This is a genomic window from Paenibacillus dendritiformis (assembly GCF_015845845.1).
GTDB classification, from domain to species: Bacteria; Bacillota; Bacilli; order Paenibacillales; family Paenibacillaceae; genus Paenibacillus_B; species Paenibacillus_B dendritiformis_C.
Genome location: NZ_LDIG01000237.1, coordinates 14,241 through 31,106 on the forward strand (window position 1 = coordinate 14,241; position 16,866 = coordinate 31,106).

The following is a 16,866-nucleotide window of genomic DNA, read 5'->3' on the forward strand; positions in this document are numbered from 1 at the left end:
CGGGAAGCGGAAGGGAGAGCCATATACCGATGCGACATTGGAAATTAAAAGATATCGTCATGCTCAGCTCGCTGTCTGTCGTCTTTGCCGTTGTTTATTTGCTGTTCTTCCAGGTGGGCAATGTTCTGGTCGGCTTCATGGGGCCAATGGGCTATGAGGTCATCTTCGGCATCTGGTTCATCGTGTCGATCATTGCCGCCACGATTCTGCGCAAGCCGGGTGCCGCCGTCATCTCGGAGACGGTGGCCGGCGTCGTCGAGGTGCTGATCGGCAACGCCGTCGGGCCGATCCTGATCGTGTCCGCCCTCATTCAAGGGCTGGGTGCCGAAGCGGCCTTCGCTGCCACCCGCTACCGCAGCTACAGCCTGAAGACGCTGATGCTGGCAGGGGTCGGGGCGGCCCTGTTCAGCTTCGCGTGGGGTTACTTCCGCAGCGGCTTCGGCGCGTACTCCGCCGGCCTCGTCATCGCGATGCTAGCCGTCCGCTGCGTCAGCGGGGCGCTCATCGCGGGGCTGCTCGGCCACGGGATCGCCCAGTCGCTGAAGCGGACCGGCGTGCTGCGCAGCTATCCGATCGCGAAGGAAGGCACCCGCGCCGCATGAGCCGCGTGAATGAGAGCCGCGTGAATGAGCGCGTGGCGGCGATCGAGGCCGAGGGGCTGACGCTCGCCCTCGAGGCGGGCGCGGACCCGATCCTGTCCGGCATCGACGTCCGCATCGGTGACGGCGAGACGGTGCTGCTGCTCGGGCCGAGCGGCTGCGGCAAGAGTTCGCTTGCCCTCTGCCTGGCCGGGCTGTACCCGCACGCCATCGACAGCGAGGTGCGTGGCCGGGTGCTCGTGTACGGGAAGCCGGTCGCCGAGCGGGCGGCGGGCGATGCCCCTTGGGTGGCCGGCATCGTGTTCCAGGACTTCGAGAGCCAATTCTGTCTGCTGCGGGTCGAGGAGGAGATCGCCTTCTGTCTGGAGAACCTCGGCTGTCCGCGGGAGGAGATGGACGGGCGTATCAGCGGGGCGCTGGCCGCGGTGGACCTGGCCGCCTGGCGCGCGGCCCCGATTCACGAGCTGTCCGGCGGCATGAAGCAGCGGCTGGCGCTCGCCTGCGCCATCGCGATGGAGGCGCGCCTGCTCGTGCTCGACGAGCCGACGTCGAATCTTGACCCGGCGTCCCGCCGGCAGTTCGCGGCGCTCGTCCGCGATCTGGCCCGGTCGCGCGGTCTGGCCGTGCTCGTCATCGAGCATCAGCTCGACGAGTGGATCGGCCAGGCGGACCGGCTGCTCGTGATGGATGCCGCCGGCGCCATCGCTTACGACGGGCCGCCCGCCGCGTATTATGCCGGCGCGGTGCCGGAAGCGCCCGGCATATGGCTGCCGGGCCCGCTCCGGCTGTACCGCGAGCTGCGGCGGCTTGTCCCGGGCGAAGAGCCGCCGGCGCTGGCTGCGGTCCTGACCGAGCCGGACCTCGCCGCGGAGCTGGCCCGGTGGAGCGAGGCGGGCCAGGAGCGCGCGCTGCAGGCGCTGACCGCGCCTTCGCCGTCCGGCAGCAGGCCTGCCGGAGACCACGCCGGCGGCAAGCCTGCCCTTCTGCTGGAAGCGGAAGGCTTGCGCTTCCGGCGCGGCGGCCGCTCGGTGGCGGACGGCATCTCGCTGACGCTGCGCGCGGGAGAATGGGTCGCTATCGCCGGGCCGAACGGGGCGGGCAAATCGACGCTCGCCTCGCTGCTGGCCGGGCTGAACGAGCCGGAATCCGGAGCAGTCCGGCTGCAGGGGAAACCTCTCGGCGACTACACGGAGAAGGAGCTCCGGACCTGGATCGGCTACGTTTTCCAAAATCCGGAGCATCAATTCATTACCGATACGGTCGCCGATGAGCTTGCCTTCGGGTTGCGGGTGCAGGGCATCGCGCCGGCCGCGATCGAGCAGGCGGTTCAGGAAACGCTGCGCCGCCTGCGGCTGGAGAATGCCGCCCAGGCGAGCCCGTTCTCGCTCAGCCAAGGCCAGAAGCGGCGGCTCAGCGTCGCTTCGGCGCTGACCGATGCGCAGAGGCTGCTCATCCTGGACGAGCCGACCTATGGCCAGGACGCCGATACGACCCGCGAGCTGATGGACATGCTCGGGGAACGGGTCCGGCGGGGGGATGCGGTCATCATGATTACGCATGATATGGAGCTGGCGCACGCGTATGCGGACCGCATCATTGTCCTCCGGGACGGACGTGTCGCCTATGACGGCCCGCCCGCCACGCTCTGGTCGGACCATGCGGAGTTGGCGGCGGACTGCCAGCTGCTGCCCCCGCTCCGCTGCGCGGCAGCCGGCAGGCTGACCGAACTTATCACGAGCAGGAGGGAGAAGCATGCTGAATTTGCAGGATTGGAATCCGAGCATTAAGGGCCTGGCGGTCATCATTGCCGTTATTCTGTTGTCGCTGACCCTTGATCCGATAACGCCGCTGCTGGCGCTAATCTGGACCGCAGGGATGACGTTCGCGCTTGGCCGCGTGTCGTGGAAGAAATGGCTGCTCGGCTTCGCTCCGTTCCTGATCATGAGTATCGGATATGTATGGACGGCGATATTGCTTCCGCGCGCAGGAGCGGACGGGTCTTCTGACGTGGTATGGGAGTGGGGTGCCTTCTCGGTAACGGCGGCGGCGCTGCAACAAGCGCTCTCGCTCGGGCTGCGGGTGCTTATCTTCTCGGCGCTGTCGCTGCTCTTCATTCTGACGACAGACCCCGTCCGCTTCATGCTGAGCCTGATGCAGCAGTGCAGATTGTCCCCGAAGTGGGCATACGGCATCCTGGCAGGCTACCGCTTCCTCCCCTTCTTCCGGGAGGAGCTGCGGATTCTGCAGCATGCGCACCGCATGCGCGGCGTGGAACGGGAACGCGGCTGGCGGGGCCGGCTGCGCGCCATGAAGCGGTACGCCATCCCGCTGCTGGCCTCCGCCATCCGCAAGTCGGAGCGCGTCGCCGTCGCCATGCTGTCCAAAGGATTTACCGGCAAGCGGGAGCGCCCCTATTACGTGCGCCTGCGGGTGACCTGGAAGGATTGGCTGCTCCTGCTGCTGTTGGTTGGGGGCATCTGCGGGTGCTATCTCTTGTCCTGGCAAATCGGCTCGGTGAGGCTCTATCGGGGGGAATTGTAATCGCTTCGCTGCGCACCCGCTTCTAGGGGCGCGGCGGCCCTTCCCTCATCAGCCGGCTTGCCGTTCAGCGGATCGGGATGTAGATATCATACTGATTATGGGGGGAGGAAGGCGCGAAGCGCTCATCAAACGATTCGATAATAAGCGCCTCCCTATCCTGCTCATACCCATTCTTCTCCAGCCAGCGGTAAATGGAATGATAGGTCGCATGAACGTGCGCCCGCTCTAAAGAGCCATAGTGCGTGAAAAGAGCATATATGCGCGCGGGTATGTGCAGTTGAATAAAATCTTCGGGAATCGGTTCAACATGTTCTACCTCTAAGGTGACATAATAGGTGAACTCTTTGTCCCGATTGTGAGAGAGACCGAGGCGTATGCTGGAATTGACGCATGGAATTTCCTCCTGGCGGCGCAGCAATTCAAGCCATAGCCTGGGCGCCAAAACCTCCACCTCGCCAAACGCCGTATAGGGAGCCGTAAATTCAAATCCCGAAACCAGGAAAGAAGGCTTACTGATCATCTTCCCTCTCCCCTCTGTTTGCTTCCCGACCGGAATGGAGGGAACTTTCCGTTCCGGCAGCACCTGATACCCGCCATGCATCCCGCTCTCGGAGTATAAAGGCAGCCCCATGGCGCTTAACTCCTGCAGATAGCGCCACATCGTGCGATAAGACACGCCGAACTCATCCGCCAGTTCCTGCACCGTATACCTTTTTTTCGAATTCAGTTTCATCATCAGTTCGATTAACCGCCTGCTTTTTGCCACGTCCATCCCCTGCCATCAATTTTTTTGAACTATGACAGTTTTTGACCAAGTTTACTGCTAGCGTAAAGGAGAAAGAAAAAATGATCAAGCCGGGAAGGAGTATGAACGATGACAGGAAGTATTGTGACCAAAGAGGAGTTCAAAATAGCGGGAATGGGATGGACGGGCCCTTTTTCGGCCGCGCATGCGATTCCGGGTCTGTGGCGAGAGTTCGCGGAACGCGTGCAAGAGATTGAAAACCGGATCCATCCCCGCCAATTTGTCGCGGCTAGCCATGACCGCCCGACGGACTTTACGTATTATATCGGTGTGGAGGTGTCTGATCAGGGTCAACTGCCCGATGGAATGATCGGTCTTACGATACCGACGCAACGGTACGCCCGCTTCACCTTCACAGGTCCCATGACCCAAGTGTCCGATTTCTATATGCGGTGCTTTGACTGGATAAGGAAGGAAGGCTATGAAAAAAACGTTGCCGTGCTCGGTCTCGAAATCTATGATCAACGCTATCATCCCGCCATTGCCGATCCGGAGCGGGAAACGAACGAGTTCGAGATCTATATCCCCCTCCAATCCTAGGGCTCCTTGAGGGAGGCGAAGGAAGGGGAGGCCTTCCCTCCTGCCCGTGAGGCTCCGGTGCCCGCCGGTAAGCCGGCCGCACTGGAGCCGCTCAGCCAGGCTGCGACGCAGCCCGCCTTCAGCCGTGCCCGTTCCTGTCAATCTACCAGCCAGACCTCGCTCAGGCGGCGGATTCCCTCATCGATCCGGTCGATCGGAATGCCGCCGAAGCCAAGGAAAAATTCTTTGCGGCTCTCGATTATTTATCAAAGGGCCTTTGGGGAGGCCGACCTGGCGACGGGCCGGCGGTTGACGACGGGATCGGCCTTTGATTTGGCCTCGCTGTCGAAGCCGTTCACGGCGGCGGGAATCATGGTGCTCGCAGAGGAGGGCAAGCTGGGCTATGAGAAGGAGAGGAAGGGCTCTCCTTTGTCTAATTATTAAGCAATCTTAATAATTAAGTTCAATCAATCGTTGATGGTTTCCGAGGATACTTATGGAAAAAGGGGAGTGCGGATATATGGAGACGAAACGGGAGCGGTTAGAACAATTGTTCCGCAAGTTGGAAGAACAGGGAGGAATGAGCGGGGTCTTCCTGGCCGCCGAGCAGGGCGGGGATGTCCCTCAAATTCCGGCATGAAGCAATCAATCCGTCTCTGCCCCGCCCTTGCATTCCTTCTCTACGATCCCTTTGAGCTTCAGGACGATGTTCTTCAATGCCACGACTTCTTCAAAATCGAGCTGGGAATAGTAGCGGTCGATAATGGTTCGCTCGAGTTCCTCCTCCCGGGCGAAATGCTCCTCACCGCGCTCGTCCAGACGAACGAAGATTTCCCGGCGGTTGTCCGGATTGATCTCCCGGCAGACGTACTTCGCCTTTTCCAGCTTAATCCGATCAGGTCATCGGGGATATTGAACTGCAGAATATCGACAGCATTAACCGAAGCGCCAGCATGCGCATCGCGATTGACGCCCCGGAGAATCAGGGCAGAGGGTTCGGCAGCGAAGCCATCGGTTTGCTGCTGGAATACGCCTTCGGCATTTTGCAGCTCCATCGGATTGAATTGAACGTATTCGCTTTCAATGAACGCGCCATTCACGTCTACGAGAAAATGGGCTTCAAGCGGGAAGGCGTGCAGCGCGACGCCCTGTACTACAATCATGCGTATCATGATTCTATTATGATGAGCATCCTGGAGCAGGAGTACCGCAACCGCGGATAACCCGCCAATCCAGAGTTATGAGCTCCTGATCTATGCCCTCTGGGCCATCGGAATGAAATCATTGGAGTTGGCAATAGTAAGAGCCTAAGGAGGTGCCGACTATGGAAAATACGCATGATTATGTCGAGAAGCTGAAGGAGACGCAGGAGAAGGCGGAGCGTAATCAGCAGCGGCAGGGCAAAGGCTCGCCGGGCAACAAGCTGCCGAACAAGCAGCACAGCACCAATAAGTAGAGGAAAGGCCGAGGGGCGAGAGAACGGCCGTATCTCGCTTTATTCCATCACAACCTATTCATCCCCCTTGCTCTGCCTGTCATGCGAGAGCAGGGGGATGATGCATTGCGGCAAAAAATAAAAAACGGCTATATCAGGTTGAGCAAAATCGCTGCGCCCAGAGCGGCAATACGAGCCACATTCGTGATGATGAAATTTTTGACAGCCAAGACGAAGGTATGCTCCTTGGTCTGCTTCTGCTGGAAAGCGCGGATATTGCGCTGCACCGGTATCAGCGTGCACAGGACAAGCAGCAGAATAATCGGGTTGACCTTCAAGAAGAACAGGACGATAAGGTCCAGATAGGAAGCGTAATAGATGATGCGGAACAGGGCCAGCGCATTCGGCTTGCCGATATAAACCGGCAGCGTATAACGCTTATTTTCCACATCGTCTTCCATGTCGCAAATATTATTGGCCAGCATAATATTCGCAATGCACAGAATCGCCGGTATGGAAATCAGGAACACCAGCAGCACTTCCATGATGTTGATATCGATCTTGACATGCCAGTCTTCCAGCCATAAGGCTGCCAGTTGGTGATCTCCCACATGAATATAGGTGGAGATGAAAATGATGACGAACCCCATGAACAACCCCGAGAACAATTCCCCGAGCGGCATGCGGGAGATCGGTACCGGTCCAAGCGAGTACAAAAAGCCGACCAAAAACGATAATCCGCCCAACAGCAGGATCAGCAGGCTGGTCTGGAGGAACAGTACAACCCCCGCACTTATCGCGATCGCGAGCAGCGTTATAATGGTGGCGACGACAGTCGATTCCTTCAATTTGAATTGGACAATCGCATTATGGACCTCATAGCCGTAGCCATGGGTTTTGATCGCCTTTTTGTAATCGTAATAGTTATTGATGGCCGTAGTCGCCATATCGAAGGACAGCAGAGAGGCCAGCATCAGCAAGAAATGGCTGAATTCGAAGGATTGGAACCGAAATACGGCATACAGACTGCCGATAAAAAAGGGGATCATGCTGGCTGTTTTGGTCTGGATCTCAACCAGCTTAAGAAAGCTTTTGATTGTCACGTTTCATACTCCTTTGCATGTACAGCACCCGTAGAGGCATCTTTCTGTTTCGTATCTTTTCCTCATAAACTTTACCACCAGATCCAAGGCCAGTCCAGTTCCTTAGCATCCCCAAAAAAGCCGTAAAAAAAGCCCGTAGAAACCAAGTCCCCCACGCCGATTCATCTTGACAAGCTATTCTATCAATATTACTCTAAAGATAGATAGATCACTAGATTTTTCTTCCAATCGCATATCTATCCTAGTGATAAAGGCAAACCCATCGAAAGATGGCGACGCAAAGCTACAGGGGCTTCAGCGAGGATGACTCGCTATGCCAGCCAGTTACCGATAGAGATAGCTTGACGTGTCTTTCGCGAACGTTCCCAAGCCCTTCTTACTTCGGTAAGCGGGGCTTTTTCATTAGGATGGACAGCGAAGCAACCGGTCAACTCCGTATTGACAAAGGCAAACCTGTTGAAAAGCAGGGACGCAAAGCTATAGGGGCTTCAGCGCCGCCAGCGCTCAGCCAGCCAGCTACCAATATTGAAGCAAGCGCCGAACTGCGCGATTAACTCTGCCACTCCGGATGGAATGGAAAGAATCGCGTAAGCAGAGACGCCGGGCTTCAGAGGAGAGATTGCGATGAAATGGGACAAGCGTCTATTGGGCCTGCTTGTATTGGCCGCTATCTTGTTCACGGTGCCGGTCTATCCGGTTCACGCCGAGGATGCCATTATCGATAAATTAGTCGTGCTGCCAAGCAGCGATTATAATGTCAAGGAAGCCGAAGCCATGAAGGAACGGCTGGCCAAGATTCCCGCCCGCATTTTGAACCAGTTGTATGACAAGGGCGTCAAAATCAAGCTGACGAACGACATCATTACGAACGAACCGGAGTTAAGCTATTTGAAGGGCGTTACGCCGCGAGGCTGGGAAGGCACCGGCATGACATGGGACGATGTTCCCGGCGTCAGCGAGCGCATTGTCGCCGCCCGCATCGGTTACAGCAATAAGGGCCAGGGACACAATTCGTTCAATCTGGAAATTCACGAGACCATGCATGCGGTGGACCGTATCGTCTTCAATGAAATCAGCGGCACCGAGGAATTCAAGAACATTTTCAATCAGGAAGCGAATGTCAATTATAACGGGGACGGCTACGTGTCGGTCCATCCGACCGAATACTTTGCGGAGACCGCCAGCTTGTATGTATACAGCGACGCCACGCGGGAAGAGCTCAAAAAGACGACTCCGCTCACCTATGAATTTATGGACAAGCTGTTCGCCAATCCATAACAGACACAGAAGCTCCTTCCGGGCAGATGCCTCGGAAGGAGCTTCTTGTTCATGCAGGCGAGCCTGCCTTATGGGTATACCCGATCCGGTTGGATGGAATCCCACGTCTCATAACCGTCCTCGGTACGGCTGTACTCGTGGTGGTTCGTCGCCTCCAACACGTCCGTATAGTACCATTTGCCCGGCTTGTTGTCCGGCCACTGCTTCGCATCGTCATGGATATCGGCTGCCTTCACCTTCCGGTTAAGCACACTGTTGATGAAAGCCATCGCTTCCGCCCGCGTAATGTACTGATTCGGCTTGAAGGTGCCGTCCGGATAACCTTTAATCCAGCCTTTGTTCGCCGCCGATACGATATATTTCTCCGCCCAATGTCCGGAAATATCCGAGAACATGCCGTTCGCTTGATCATTGAGCTTGTCGAATCGGGACGCGATCGCTGCGAATTCCGCCCGCGTAATCGATTGGCCCGGCTTGAAGGTGCCATCCTGATATCCGGTGATGATTCCGGCCCGCTCCATCGTCGAGATATGTTTGTTCGACCAACGCTTCTTCGCTACATCCGAGAACGAATTCTGGTCGGTCAGATAGTTCACGCGGCTCTCATTCTCCATCAGACGATAGAAGATGGCGGCGACCTCTTCCCGGCTAATCAGATTCTCCGGCTTCACCGTGCCATCCGGGTAGCCGTTGATGTAGTTGTAGTGATTCTCCATATCCAGCTTCGGCGGTACCGGCGGCAATGGCGGCACCGGAGGCAGCGGCTTCGGCGACGGCGTTATTGTCGTGGTGCTTCCTCCCGAACTGCCGCCGGAGCCCGGATCCGGATTGGACGAATTTTTCGTGTAATAGAAAATGTATTCCTGTCCTTCCGCATCGGTGAACGTGTACGTGTCGCTGGACTTCACCGGCGTATAGCCGGATACCGAGACCGCCGTCAACGTCACTTGTTCTCCCGGCTTGCCGCTCTTCGTCGTCGGCGCTGCCAGCTGTTTGCCCGTTCCCTGCTCCAGATACTTCACGGTCACCTGTCGGTCCGTCTGGGATGGGTCTTTTTTGTAGAAAATATTCAACATCTGCTCCGGTTCAGCAGTGAATGTATACGAGTAACTTGGAAGCTCAGGGTGATAGACGGCGCCCGTTACCGTAATCGGAGACGTCCGGTACAGGATTTGCTCGCCCGCTCTTCCTTTGACTCGCTCGGAGTCTTTCAGCACATGGTTCGTCTCGGCTTCCAGATGGTTAACCGTCAGAAGCTGGATATCGCCATGCTCGCCCTTCACATAGTAGAACGTATACTGCTGATCAGGAGCCGTCGTAATCGTATAAAGCTCATTGAATTTCAGCGGCGTGTATACGGCGTCTGTAACGGTAATCTGATCCGCTCTCAGCCACAGCACTTCCCCGGCCTTGCCGGAATGAGTGGACGGAGCTTGGAGAGCCAGATTCGATTCTTGATCCACGTAGTGAACCGTTACCGTGTACGTCTCGCCTTCATTAACTTTGTTGTAGTAGAAGGTGTACTCCTGCTCGGTATCTGCTGTAACTGTGTACTCGACGCTATATCGTTCCGGCTTGTAGACCGCATCCGTCACCGTAATGTCTTCCGCCTTCAGCGTAAGCGCCGACCCCACTTGCCCAATATGCGAAGTGGACTCCTTCAGCGATTGTTCCGTCGCCCGATCGACGTAATGCACGATTACGGTGCGCTCTTCGCCTGTCGGATCATCTTTGGTGTAGTAGAACGTATACACTTGGTCAGCTTCCGCCGAGAACGTGTACTTGTGCGTGGCGTTCAACGGCTTGTAGCCCGCCACTTCTTCCGCCGTCAGCTCGATGGTCTGCCCGGTTACGCCTTCTTTCGTCGTTTCGTCAGCCAGCACTTTATCCGTACCTTTTTCCAGGTACTTTACTGTTAGCGTCTGACTGCTTCCGACGTAGTAGAAGATGTACTCGTTCGTTCCTGCTTTGAACGTGTACTCATACGTCTCGTTCTCCGCTGTGTAACCCGGAATCGGCTTCGCTTCCAGCGTTACCGTCTGACCCGTCACGCCTTCTTTCGTCGTTTCGTCAGCCAGTACTTTATCCGTACCTTTTTCCAGGTACTTCACGGTTACGGTCTGCTTCTGGGCCTTGTAGTAGAAGATGTAATCCGGATTTTCGCCGGCCTTCAGCACATAATTCACTGATTTTGGCTCTTCCGCCTCATAGCCCGCAATTTCTTCAGCTTTCAGCGTAAGCTCTTCCCCGGTCTTCCCTGTCTTCACGCTTGAGTCCAGCAGTTCCTTGCCCGTTGCCCGGTCCACGTAGCGAACCTTTACGCTTTGCTCTGTTCCATTGTAGTAGAAGACATGATCCGGATTTTCGCCAGCCTTCAGCACATAATTCACTGATTTCGGCTCTTCTGCTTCATAGCCCGCAATTTCTTCAGCTTTCAGCGTAAGCTCTTCCCCGGTCTTTCCTGTCTTCACGCTTGGGTCCAACAGATCCTTGCCCGTCGCTCGGTCTACGTAACGGACTTTTACGCTCTGATCCTGTGCTGTGTAATGAAAAGTTATCGTTACATCCTTGGCAGGCATCACGCCCGTTACATGGCCTTGGTCCACGTTCAGTCCGCTGCCCTCGCTAACCTCGGCACTGGCGAACTCATATCCGGCGAAATTCTTGCTGCTGACATCAATGGATTCGCCCGGCTTTTTGTCCGCATCGCTGCGCTCCAGCACCTTGTCTCCCGATTGGTGAACAATCGTAAGCTTGTTAGGGACATCGTTGTAACCGAACCAAATAATTGGCGAAGGCTTGCTTACCGTTAAATCAACTTTCGTTGGATTGTCGCCAACTCTCAACGTGTAACCTGGCACTGTTGGCGCAGGTACGGTATAGGATTTGCCAACCTCAAGCGCGTCGCTTCCATCCTCCTCGTGGTAACGGCTGTACAGCTCTTGGGCCAAATCCGGACGCTCGACTTCTTGACCGTCGGAATTGACCGGCTTGCCGTTGGCATTGACCTTATACGCCTTGACGAGAATCGAACCTTTGCCCAAGCCCACTCTCGGCACTTCGAAGTCCTTCGATGTACGGTCACCTTTGGCATCGGTGTAATTCATCGGCGTATGCCCGTTGGTCGGGTACAATTGTTTCGGATCCGGGTTTTTGGAATGATCCATTTTAACGCGGTAAGTAAGCGTCGCCGGATTGCCTTCCGTGACATTGCCGATGTTCCAGGTAAACGTTTCGGTTTGCGGGTTCCAGGTTACCTCCCCTTGAGAGGCCTTGTAGTCGTCCGGGCTGAAGGAGCTTCCCTTCAACTTCAGGTCGAACATGTCTCCCATCGGGTCAGTGACTACCGCATTCTCTGCGGCAAAGGCAATTTTGCTGGCCAGCTCGGAGAAGATTCGCTCCAGGCTGTCGCTGCTGCCCGAATAATAACCTTTGTTCGCTACATCCTTCAGCGTATTGGTGGCATTGCTATTGCTGCCGACATCCAACCCAATCGAATAAATGCCGATTCCTGCATCGTGGGCCAGCTTGGCTTCGGAAATCGTGCCGATGCCATTGTCTTTAATTTCAAACTCATAGCTGCAGTTCCACCAACCACAAGTTTCCTTGCCCAAACCATACCAGCTAGATCCTAGGCTATAACTGGAGCCCGACCCGATAATGTTTTTGTAGTTAAAATCAGAAAGGATAAACTGATGGCTATTATTTCCCCATGAGCCTTTTACTGCAGTGGATGCCTTGTAACTATACGTAGGTTCCCCGTCACTCAGCAGAACGATCACTTTGTTGTTGGCCCGGCTTGTCTTTAAAAGCTCCTGAGCTTCGTGCAATCCGGCCTGAATATTCGTTCCCCCGGTCGCCTGTATATTATCAATGGCATGCTTCAATTGTGTCTTCTGGTCAAGGCCTTTGAAATCAGATACCTGCTCAGAAGTCCTATTGAAGGTTACGACTGCAATTCTCGTGTCCGAGTCTTCAATCAAGAGATTGTCAACGAATTTCTTGGCTGCATCCTTGGCTTTCGGCAATCGATTCTGGTTCGGTTTTTGGGTCATGCTCCCCGACTTGTCGATTACGAGCACGATATCGGAGGAGCCCGATTTCAGATTCTTGCCTTCGACTGTCAGTGTAATATCCCATTCATCCAGCTTGCCTTCGACCGGATTGGCTTCCTTCGTGAGCTTCACCGCTCCCGGATTCGGCCACTCAAGCTCCCCGGAACTCGCCGCCTGGGCGCCGAGCGTGCCCGGAATCGTCCCAAATGCGACACTCAACATACACAACCATGTGACTACTAGTCTGAATCGGCGTTTCATAGTTTCCTCCTCATTTTTTCATCTGAGTCCTCCTTTGCAGAGTAAAAATTGCCTCCTCACGTCTTATTTATATCGTTCTGCGGGCCAAAAATACCGCGGAGAACCGCCCTATGAAAAATAAAAAATCCGGCTGCAATTTAACGATTGTTAAATGCAGCCGGACGATCATGGGCCTGGGGGCCTTTAGATTCCTAAGCTTTGCGGCCTAATCTTTCGATTAGTGTGCCCTATGTAGTTTTGCATCCAATCATACCCAGCTAAAGCACTATTCAATGCTCAATATATGTGACAGACTCCTATTTGTCAATCACTTTTTTGAAAATGTTTCGATGCGTTTCCAATGGCGCCCCATCCCCGAAAAATCCCCTGGTTAGGGGATTTTCCTTGACCTTCGAATGGGATAAAATATTCATTTCTTTGAAAAATTATCGCCCCTTATTTTCATAATTATGGGTACATCGACCTAATATCTCATAGTTCGACTCGTCCGCAAATAAATGGATAAACGAGGAGCTAAAAGGAATTAAATTGCAGCTCATTTTCCATCGCTTCATGCCGAAACGGGTCATAATATAAGAGAAGTTACTCGCACCCCGACCAGAAGAGACGACAAAATTACAGAATATTTGCAGATCTTGGATCGTTGACAAATGGATAAGCAGGACATATGATAAGTGATGTAACGGATGTGTAACCGGTTACACATAGAAAGGGAGGATACTCCGTCATGGCCACGATCAAAGATGTGTCAAAATTGGCGGGCGTATCGGTCGCAACCGTCTCTAGGGTCCTGAATCAAAAAGGGTATGTCCACGAGGACACTGAGAAGAAAGTGATGGACGCGATTCGGGAACTCGACTATATTCCGAATGACGTCGCCCGAAGCTTGACCAAAAAATCGGCGAAAATGCTGGCGCTTCTCGTCCCCGACATCACGAACCCGTTCTTCAATGAACTGGCCCGTGCCGTGGAGAAGGTAACCCAGTTGTACGGATACGCAACCATTTTATGCAACTCCGACGACACCCCGGCCAATGAGAAGCAGTATATTCATGCGTTGAAGCAGAAATACATCGATGGCTTCATCCTCGCATCGAATACACTGTCGGCGGAAGAAGTCCGGCAGCTGGATGTTCCGGTGGTCACGTTGGACCGGACGATTTCGGACACCATACCGACGGTCGCCTCCGACAACCGCGAGGGCGCGCGGCAAGGCGTGCAATATCTCCTTGATCGCGGCTGCAGCAAAATCGCCCATATTCGGGGACCGCAGCAGCTATCCATAGCGGATGAACGATGCCAGGGATATTTGGACGTGGTGCAGGAAGCCGCATGGTTCTCCCCGGATCTCATCGTCGAAGGCAACTTCAACCTGAATCAGGCGACGGAAGCGGCCAATCGCTTGCTGGATCGTCACCCCGATATCGACGGAATCTTCGCCGGCAACGATATTATGGCTATGGGAGCGCTGAGGGCCGTTCAGAAACGGGACATTCCTGTTCCCGACCGGATGCAGATTGTCGGCTTCGACGGCATCTCGCTGGGCGAGATGGTCTACCCGGAATTGACGACAGTCGCGCAATCCATCTATGAAATGGGGCTGCTGGCAGCCCGAATGCTGATTAAAATGATCGAAAGAAAGCCGCTGGACACGATGCATTACAAGCTTCCCGTAGAGCTGATTCGGCGAGGGACGACGCGATAGTCGGATCGGCCTGAACTCCGCTTTCATAGAACTTCATTTTCGGGGGAATGCTATTCTTTAGAAAAAACAGCGTGCTCTCTGGTCTGATTTTCTTCATACCCATCCGACCGCTTGGGATGAAGAATTTCTTTGACGGATGTGTAACCGGTTACACATACAATTTGATTTGTTTTCATAGGCTACTTTCAACCCATTACATTCAAAAGGAGTGCTTAAACATGGAAACTGTGAGAAAAATTCCAATCATTTTGGATACGGACCCTGGAATTGATGACGCCGTCGCCATTGCGGCCGCCCTGTTCCATGAGCGTATCGATGTCCGGCTGATTACGACCGTTGCAGGCAATGTCGGCCTCGACAAGACGACCAATAACGCCTTGAAGCTGCTCGAGTTCTTCGGCAAAGAAGTGCCTGTCGCTCAGGGCGCGGGCAAGCCTCTCGTGCGCCCGGCCGAAGACTCCAGCCATATTCACGGGGAATCCGGCATGGACGGCTATGATTTCGACGAACCGAAGCAGACTCCGCTCGATCATGCCGTATTGCAGATGCGCGATACCATTATGAACAGCCCGGAACCGATTACGATCGTTCCGATCGGGCCGCTTACGAACGTGGCGCTGCTGCTGACGCTGTTCCCGGAATGCAAGGAGAAGATTGAGCGAATCGTGCTGATGGGCGGTTCCGCTTCCCGCGGCAACCATACGCCGAATGCCGAATACAACATTTATGCCGATCCGGAAGCCGCCAGCATCGTATTCAATGCCGGTCTGCCGCTCGTGATGGTCGGCCTTGACGTGACCAGCCAGGCTACATTGACGACCGAGATTGTGGAGAAGATAAAGGAAATGAACAAGACGGGCTTCATGCTCTACTCCTTGTTCCAGCATTACCGGGGCGGCAGCCTGAAGAGCCGCGGCTTGAAAATGCATGACCTGTGCGCTATCGCCTATCTGGTCAATCCAGGACTGTTCAAGACGCAGGACTGCTTCGTTGACATCGAGCTGGCAGGAACTTATACGGCCGGCACGACGGTCACCGATATTACGAACCGCCTTGGCAAGCCAAGCAACGCCACCGTATGTCTGGACATTGATGTTCCCGCTTTCCGCGAGTGGGCGATTGAAGTCCTTGGCAAAACCGTATAAACCTTCTTATTATATAAGGGAGCGTGTTCAACGTGTTGGAGATCATCATCAGCATCGTTCTTCTTGTTGCAACCGGGTATTTGATCGCCAAGAACTATGACGCTAAGTTTGTGCTCCTGGCCGCAGGTATCATGCTTATGATCGCTGCCGCGCTGCTCGGACATCCAGTTCTGTCACCTGAAGATACAACCGGGCTCGCCCTGCTTGATCCGTTCAAGCAGATTGGCCTGATCTTCGTTAAGCAACTGGGAAGCGTCGGCTTGACCATTATGGTGCTCTTTGGCTTCTCCAGTTATATGACGCACATCGGAGCCAATGATGTAGCCGTCCATTTAATGACGAAGCCGCTGGGCCGAATCAAATCGCAGTATATCCTTGTACCGATTATTTTCCTGTTGGGCAACCTGTTGTCTCTTGTTGTTCCCAGCGCATCCAGCTTGGCTGTGCTGCTCATGGCGACGCTATATCCGGTGTTGAAAAATACAGGGATGTCCTCCCTGACTGCCGGAGCCGTCATTGCGACAACAGCCACCATCATGCCGACACCGCTCGGAGCGGATAACGTCGTAGCCGCAGAGAAGCTGGGCGTCAGCCTGGTCGAGTATGTTTTCTCCTATCATGCCAAAATCTCGATTCCGGTTCTGCTGATTATGGCCGTAGCCCACTACTTCTGGCAGAAGTATATGGACAAGCGCCAACAGGGCAGCATCCAGCAGGATATTAATGACGAGAAGCTGAAGGTGAAAACCGACTTGCCGCCAAGCTATTACGGCTTGCTGCCGATTTTGCCGCTCATTCTCGTACTCGTCTTCGGTCTGGTTATCACGAATATTAAGCTGGGTCTGATCGAGATCACCTTTATATGTCTCGCCTTGGCTTTAATCATCGAGATTATTCGCAAAGGCAGCTTCAAAGAGACGTCGAAGCAGCTCTCGATCTTCTTTACCGGTATGGGAAACGGACTGGCGCAAGTCGTATCGCTTATCGTCGCTGCCAGCATGCTGGTCGAGGGGTTGAAAGCGATCGGCATTATCGATATGCTGATTGAATCCGTCAAGCATGTCGAGAGCGCCGGCATCATCCTGATGCTTATCTTCTCTGGTGTGGCTGGTCTTATCGGCTTCATCAGCGGAAGCGGTCTGGCTGTATTCTATTCGTTCATCAATATTATTCCGGAGATTACGGAGAAAATCGGCGTGAGCAGCATCATGGTCGCTCTGCCGATGCAGTTGACCTCGAATCTGATCCGCTCGATTTCGCCGGTAGCGGCGGTCATTATCGTCGTCGCTTCGATTATTAAGGTCAACCCGATACAAATTGTGAAGCGGACATCCGTGCCGATTCTGGTCGGGGTCGTCTCTTGCCTCATCTTGTCGTTCATTATGTTCGCCTAAGAGGACAAGGGAAAGAGAGGATCCCG

Annotated in this window: 13 protein-coding genes, 1 pseudogene and 3 riboswitches; of the genes and pseudogenes, 11 read left to right on the forward strand and 3 right to left on the reverse strand. The window is 54.7% G+C overall.

The genetic code is table 11. From position 1 onward, the window contains the following. Nucleotides 1–29 precede the first annotated feature (29 nt). From ABD76_RS23520 to ABD76_RS23530, 3 genes are read left to right on the forward strand one after another with little or no spacing between them, the layout of a single operon-like run. Entirely contained in the window at nt 30–602 is a 573-nt protein-coding gene (locus ABD76_RS23520; RefSeq protein WP_006676176.1) for an ECF transporter S component, read from the forward strand. Further along, complete coding sequence (locus tag ABD76_RS23525) at nt 599–2,386, forward strand: ABC transporter ATP-binding protein (protein ID WP_197259460.1); 1,788 nt, start codon at nt 599–601, stop codon at nt 2,384–2,386. Before ABD76_RS23520 ends, ABD76_RS23525 begins: the two co-directional genes overlap by 4 nt. Next, nucleotides 2,352–3,140 (forward strand): energy-coupling factor transporter transmembrane component T family protein, encoded by a 789-nt coding sequence (locus ABD76_RS23530; RefSeq protein ID WP_197259461.1) that lies wholly within the window; start codon nt 2,352–2,354, stop codon nt 3,138–3,140. The genes ABD76_RS23525 and ABD76_RS23530 overlap by 35 nt, the downstream gene beginning before the upstream one ends. A gap of 64 nt (nt 3,141–3,204) precedes the next feature. Here the strand turns inward: ABD76_RS23530 and ABD76_RS30535 are convergent, their stop codons facing one another. Further along, the gene (locus ABD76_RS30535) at nt 3,205–3,912 is read right to left on the reverse strand and encodes a GyrI-like domain-containing protein (protein WP_206765783.1); all 708 of its coding nucleotides are present in this window, start codon (nt 3,910–3,912) and stop codon (nt 3,205–3,207) included. Between the two features lie 102 nt (nt 3,913–4,014). On the opposite strand from ABD76_RS30535, the gene ABD76_RS23540 reads away from it, so the two are divergent. From ABD76_RS23540 to ABD76_RS23555, 4 genes and pseudogenes are all read left to right on the forward strand, one after another. Continuing rightward, entirely contained in the window at nt 4,015–4,485 is a 471-nt protein-coding gene (locus ABD76_RS23540; RefSeq protein ID WP_197259463.1) for a GyrI-like domain-containing protein, read from the forward strand. Between the two features lie 57 nt (nt 4,486–4,542). Continuing rightward, nucleotides 4,543–4,908, forward strand: a complete 366-nt coding sequence (locus ABD76_RS30540; protein ID WP_338125187.1) for a serine hydrolase — start codon at nt 4,543–4,545, stop codon at nt 4,906–4,908. Nucleotides 4,909–5,354: 446 nt separating this feature from the next. Then, nucleotides 5,355–5,687: pseudogene (locus ABD76_RS23550) on the forward strand (GNAT family N-acetyltransferase); the annotation flags it as partial. Nucleotides 5,688–5,788: 101 nt separating this feature from the next. After that, complete coding sequence (locus ABD76_RS23555) at nt 5,789–5,920, forward strand: DUF4023 domain-containing protein (protein ID WP_006676166.1); 132 nt, start codon at nt 5,789–5,791, stop codon at nt 5,918–5,920. A 128-nt stretch (nt 5,921–6,048) separates the two neighbouring features. Here ABD76_RS23555 and menA read toward each other — a convergent pair whose 3' ends face one another. Then, nucleotides 6,049–7,002 carry a 1,4-dihydroxy-2-naphthoate polyprenyltransferase gene (menA, locus tag ABD76_RS23560; RefSeq protein WP_197259464.1) on the reverse strand — a complete coding sequence of 318 codons (954 nt, stop codon included), beginning with the start codon at nt 7,000–7,002 and terminating at the stop codon, nt 6,049–6,051. 242 nt (nt 7,003–7,244) lie between these two features. Then, nucleotides 7,245–7,334, forward strand: a riboswitch (cyclic di-GMP riboswitch). Nucleotides 7,335–7,438: 104 nt separating this feature from the next. Next, nucleotides 7,439–7,526: riboswitch (cyclic di-GMP riboswitch) on the forward strand. A gap of 100 nt (nt 7,527–7,626) precedes the next feature. Here menA and ABD76_RS23565 point away from each other — a divergent pair. Continuing rightward, nucleotides 7,627–8,280, forward strand: a complete 654-nt coding sequence (locus ABD76_RS23565) for an anthrax toxin lethal factor-related metalloendopeptidase (protein WP_197259465.1) — start codon at nt 7,627–7,629, stop codon at nt 8,278–8,280. Between the two features lie 68 nt (nt 8,281–8,348). Here ABD76_RS23565 and ABD76_RS23570 read toward each other — a convergent pair whose 3' ends face one another. Further along, nucleotides 8,349–12,554 carry a MucBP domain-containing protein gene (locus ABD76_RS23570; protein ID WP_197259466.1) on the reverse strand — a complete coding sequence of 1,402 codons (4,206 nt, stop codon included), beginning with the start codon at nt 12,552–12,554 and terminating at the stop codon, nt 8,349–8,351. 191 nt (nt 12,555–12,745) lie between these two features. Next, nucleotides 12,746–12,833, reverse strand: a riboswitch (cyclic di-GMP riboswitch). A gap of 490 nt (nt 12,834–13,323) precedes the next feature. Here ABD76_RS23570 and ABD76_RS23575 point away from each other — a divergent pair. The 3 genes from ABD76_RS23575 to dcuC all read left to right on the forward strand — a co-directional run bounded on the left by ABD76_RS23575 (nt 13,324) and on the right by dcuC (nt 16,840). Next, complete coding sequence (locus ABD76_RS23575; protein ID WP_197259467.1) at nt 13,324–14,301, forward strand: LacI family DNA-binding transcriptional regulator; 978 nt, start codon at nt 13,324–13,326, stop codon at nt 14,299–14,301. Nucleotides 14,302–14,519: 218 nt separating this feature from the next. After that, nucleotides 14,520–15,446: a ribonucleoside hydrolase RihC gene (gene rihC, locus ABD76_RS23580; protein ID WP_197259468.1), complete on the forward strand. Its 927-nt coding sequence runs from the start codon at nt 14,520–14,522 to the stop codon at nt 15,444–15,446. A 32-nt stretch (nt 15,447–15,478) separates the two neighbouring features. Continuing rightward, nucleotides 15,479–16,840 carry a C4-dicarboxylate transporter DcuC gene (dcuC, locus tag ABD76_RS23585; RefSeq protein ID WP_197259469.1) on the forward strand — a complete coding sequence of 454 codons (1,362 nt, stop codon included), beginning with the start codon at nt 15,479–15,481 and terminating at the stop codon, nt 16,838–16,840. The last annotated feature ends 26 nt before the right edge of the window (nt 16,841–16,866 follow it).